Here is a 3667-nt window from a genome sequence, read left to right as displayed (position 1 = left end):
TTGCCTATGGTGCCGTACAAGTGTAGCTTTTGAAAAGGAGGCTTATAAGGAATCCGGGGAAATTCTTGAGCCGGGCGTTATTACCCCGGAATGGCGTCTTGATTTTGTACCAACAGCAGAAGGATTTTATAGTTTCGCTGAAAACCGCTATATTTACCAATACAGGGATCACCTTGGAAATGCGAGGGTAAGCTATATTAAAAACAGCGCAGGTGTTGCTCAAGTGACGGATACTAACAATTATTATCCGTTCGGGTTAAACCATATTGGCCAGGGAAGAGGGTTTTTAGGAGGATATTTTAATTATAAGTACAATGGAAAGGAGCTACAGGAGACGGGAATGTATGATTATGGGGCAAGGATGTATATGCCGGATCTAGGAAGATGGGGTGTTGTCGATCCATTGGCGGAAACTTCCAGACGTTGGAGTCCTTATACTTACGCTTTTAATAATCCTTTGAGGTTTATTGACCCAGATGGAATGCAGGCAGAAGATAAGATTAAGATCTTTAACAATGGTAACATAGAAAGAACAAAAGACAATAATGCCTATGATACTATTACCAACGAAGATGAATCTAAATCTATTCAAATTGCCCGTACAAATGTGACAGAAAAGAATCCTACAGGAGACTCACAAATAGGAGAAGCTAAAGATATTAATTTTAAAACACCAGGACACGAAGGCTCAAAAGGAAGTAACATTTATACGTATCTACAAATACAAAATGATGATGCAGCTAAACAATTTTTTGACTTTGCAGCAGAAAATACTAATGTTGAATTCACTAGGGATACATTTAATTTTGGAGATGGATTTTCCTCAAATGTTATAACTACTAGCCACGTTACTAATGTAAGTGTTAGTGCCTATTTTGCTATTCCCTATGTAAATCTGGCAGGAGAAAATGGAAATCACTTCATTAACCAAACCAAAAGTGTTGATTTTGATCATTCTCATCCGCTAGGAGAGAGTATAGCCCCCGGAGGATTTAATGTTAGATTTGATAATAATAATCCTATTTTTTATAAAATCATTACGGGAGGTTATGTAGATGCTGATGTATCAAGCAGAAATCCAATATTTAAAACTACCAATGTCTATAGTACTTGGAAATGGCCAACACCAGGAAAAGGGTATGTTAATTTTAATGGTTCAACAGCAACATATACAGGTAGTAACAGAAAAATAAATTAATTATGAAAACAAAATTGATATTTATTTTAGGAACTATACTAATTCTATTTTCTTGTAAAGCACAAGATAAAAAGATTGATCCTAAAGTAGTAATGCAAGTTATTGAAAGTTATATTGACTTCAAAAACAAAGAGCACTACGTAAATGCAAATGACAATATATTAATAGTTGGTGCAAATAAAATACAAAAGGAAAACAAATATTGGTTAAACGTATATTTTATGAATCCAGAATTAATGTCTGGTTTTAAGTATACAAAAGTCTATAAACTTTATAATTATAGGATAATAATTGATGAAGTACTAGATGAAACAATCATGTTAAAAAAATGCATTTAAGAATATACAGGAGGTTCCTTACGAAAACTTTAACTTAGCTTCTTATCCTTTCTCTTATAACACTAGTATGTGGTTGCTTACTTTCAATTATAAAAATGAAGTTATACAAGTATCGCCTCAAGAAAAAGCAAAGAATATAAAAAGTATTTTAGAAAAGAAAGGTGTTAAATTTTCAAAGGACTACGAAGAGTAAAATTATATAACATATATGAGAGACTATTTCAAAGGTAGTCTCTAGTTATAATAAGCTGTAAGAACTATAAGTACAATGGAAAGGAGCTACAGGAGACGGGAATGTACGATTATGGAGCAAGGATGTATATGCCGGATCTGGGAAGATGGGGTGTTGTCGATCCATTGGCGGAAACTTCCAGACGTTGGAGTCCTTATACTTACGCTTTTAATAATCCTTTGAGGTCTATTGACCCAGATGGAATGCAGGCAGAAGATAAGATTAAGATCTTTAACAATGGTAACATAGAAAGAACAAAAGACAATAATGCCTATGATACTATTACCAACGAAGATGAGTCTAAGTCTATCCAGATTGCCCGTACAAATGTGACAAAAGATAATCCAACAGGAGATTCACAGATAGGGAATATGAAATCATTAGCTTTTGATTTGCCAGAAAGTGATGGGCTGGAAGGTAGCGCAAGTTCAACATACAGCTATTTGCAAATACAGAACTATGATGTAGCAACTCAATTCTTTGAATTTGCAGCAGAAAATACAAAAGTGGAATTTTCTCAAGATACATTTAATTTTAGTGATGGATACAGTACAAGCATTATAAGTACTAACCATTCTGTTAATCAAAGTGTAAATGCAGGTGCTATGTTGGGAGCATATAGTTTTGGAGGACATATTATACAAGATGGAACCCATTTTGAAAATGTACACTCCCATCCGCCCGGTGCAAACGTGGGTCCATCGGGTTGGAATGATAGGTTTATAAATAATGTTCCAATAATGACTTATGGTTTAAAGCAAGGAGATGCAAACTTTAGAAGTAATAACCCTCAAATTACAAATACGTATCAATATAGTACTTGGAAATGGCCAACGCCAGGGAAAGGGTATTTTAAATATGACTCAAAAAATGCAACATTTATTGGAGGTAAAAAGAATTAAAAATGAGAAAGAATATATATTGTTTACTAATCTTCTTTGTTTTAATAGTTAGTTGTAGTACAGCTGTTTTCAATAAAGAGGATAATACAGCGAGAAACATTGTTACTGGCTATATAGAATTTAGAAATCAACAAAAGGTAATAAATCCAAAAACGAATATCATCATTATCGGTGCTCAAAGTGATAATGCTAAAAATGGAAATTACTGGATTGATTTGTGTTTTGTAAATCCAGCATTATTAATGGATTTTAAATATTCTAAAGTGTATGAAGTCAATGGATATAAATTAATTATTAGTGAAGATTTAGATAAGTCTTATTTGTTAGAAAAAACATTTAAAGAGATTCCTTATGAAAATCTTAATTTAGCTAAAATGGCTATTACATATAACACAACAAACTGGCATATTACGTTAAATAGTAAAAACGAAGTTGTTGAAATTTTACCCCAAAAAAAATCAAAAGAAATTAAAAATATTTTGGAAAAGAAAGGAGTGAAATTTTCAAAGAATTATACAGATTAGTCTTCACTTAAAATATAGAACCACTGCGAAAGCAGTGGTTTTTGTATTGTTCTGTTTTCATATACAAAACAGAACAAGATAAATAAATCTCTGATCCTTTTTTCGGGACTAAGAATTTCAGGTTGCAATACCTTTATCGTGCAGATGGGGTAAAGCTTCGTAAACTCAATACTTCAGGAGGAGGAAGAGGACAATCAACCACTAATGTTATTACCGATTACCTGGATGGTTTCCAGTATAAATATCGTGAAGTTATTGAACCTTGCCTATGGTGCCGTACAAGTGTAGCTTTTGAAAAGGAGGCTTATAAGGAATCCGGGGAAATTCTTGAGCCGGGTGTTATTACCCCGGAATGGCGTCTTGATTTTGTACCAACAGCAGAAGGATTTTATAGTTTCGCTGAAAACCGCTATATTTACCAATACAGGGATCACCTTGGAAATGCGAGGGTAAGCTATACTAAAAACAGCGTA

At 33.5% G+C, this 3667-nt stretch carries 5 protein-coding genes and 1 pseudogene; all 6 read left to right on the top strand.

What is annotated here, in order from left to right; translation table 11 throughout:
• Window positions 1–1198 (top strand): RHS repeat-associated core domain-containing protein (locus tag HX13_RS21510; protein WP_316931381.1); only part of this gene is annotated, 1198 nt, incomplete at its 5' end.
• Window positions 1199–1200: 2 nt separating this feature from the next.
• On the top strand, window positions 1201–1536 hold the full coding sequence (locus HX13_RS21505) for a hypothetical protein (RefSeq protein WP_050022741.1): 336 nt from the start codon (window positions 1201–1203) through the stop codon (window positions 1534–1536).
• A 258-nt stretch (window positions 1537–1794) separates the two neighbouring features.
• Window positions 1795–1974: pseudogene (locus HX13_RS22700) on the top strand (RHS repeat-associated core domain-containing protein); the annotation flags it as partial.
• Window positions 1972–2670, top strand: coding sequence for a JAB-like toxin 1 domain-containing protein (locus HX13_RS25240; RefSeq protein WP_316931382.1), 699 nt, complete (start codon window positions 1972–1974; stop codon window positions 2668–2670). The pseudogene HX13_RS22700 and the gene HX13_RS25240, both read left to right, overlap by 3 nt.
• A 2-nt stretch (window positions 2671–2672) precedes the next feature.
• Complete coding sequence (locus HX13_RS21495) at window positions 2673–3194, top strand: hypothetical protein (RefSeq protein ID WP_050022739.1); 522 nt, start codon at window positions 2673–2675, stop codon at window positions 3192–3194.
• A 122-nt stretch (window positions 3195–3316) separates the two neighbouring features.
• Window positions 3317–3667 (top strand): hypothetical protein (locus tag HX13_RS21490; protein WP_157837482.1); only part of this gene is annotated, 351 nt, incomplete at its 3' end.

Origin of the sequence: Chryseobacterium sp. P1-3 (assembly GCF_000738495.1) — a bacterium.
GTDB lineage: Bacteria > Bacteroidota > Bacteroidia > Flavobacteriales > Weeksellaceae > Chryseobacterium > Chryseobacterium gallinarum.
The sequence above is the reverse complement of the archived record's forward strand: the minus strand, read 5'-3'. Positions and strand labels throughout refer to the sequence as shown.

Coding starts and splice junctions, on each gene's coding strand:
- HX13_RS21505 (WP_050022741.1), top strand. CDS start 1,201: ATGAAAACAAAATTGATATTTATTTTAGGAACTATACTAATTCTATTT.
- HX13_RS25240 (WP_316931382.1), top strand. CDS start 1,972: ATGCAGGCAGAAGATAAGATTAAGATCTTTAACAATGGTAACATAGAA.
- HX13_RS21495 (WP_050022739.1), top strand. CDS start 2,673: ATGAGAAAGAATATATATTGTTTACTAATCTTCTTTGTTTTAATAGTT.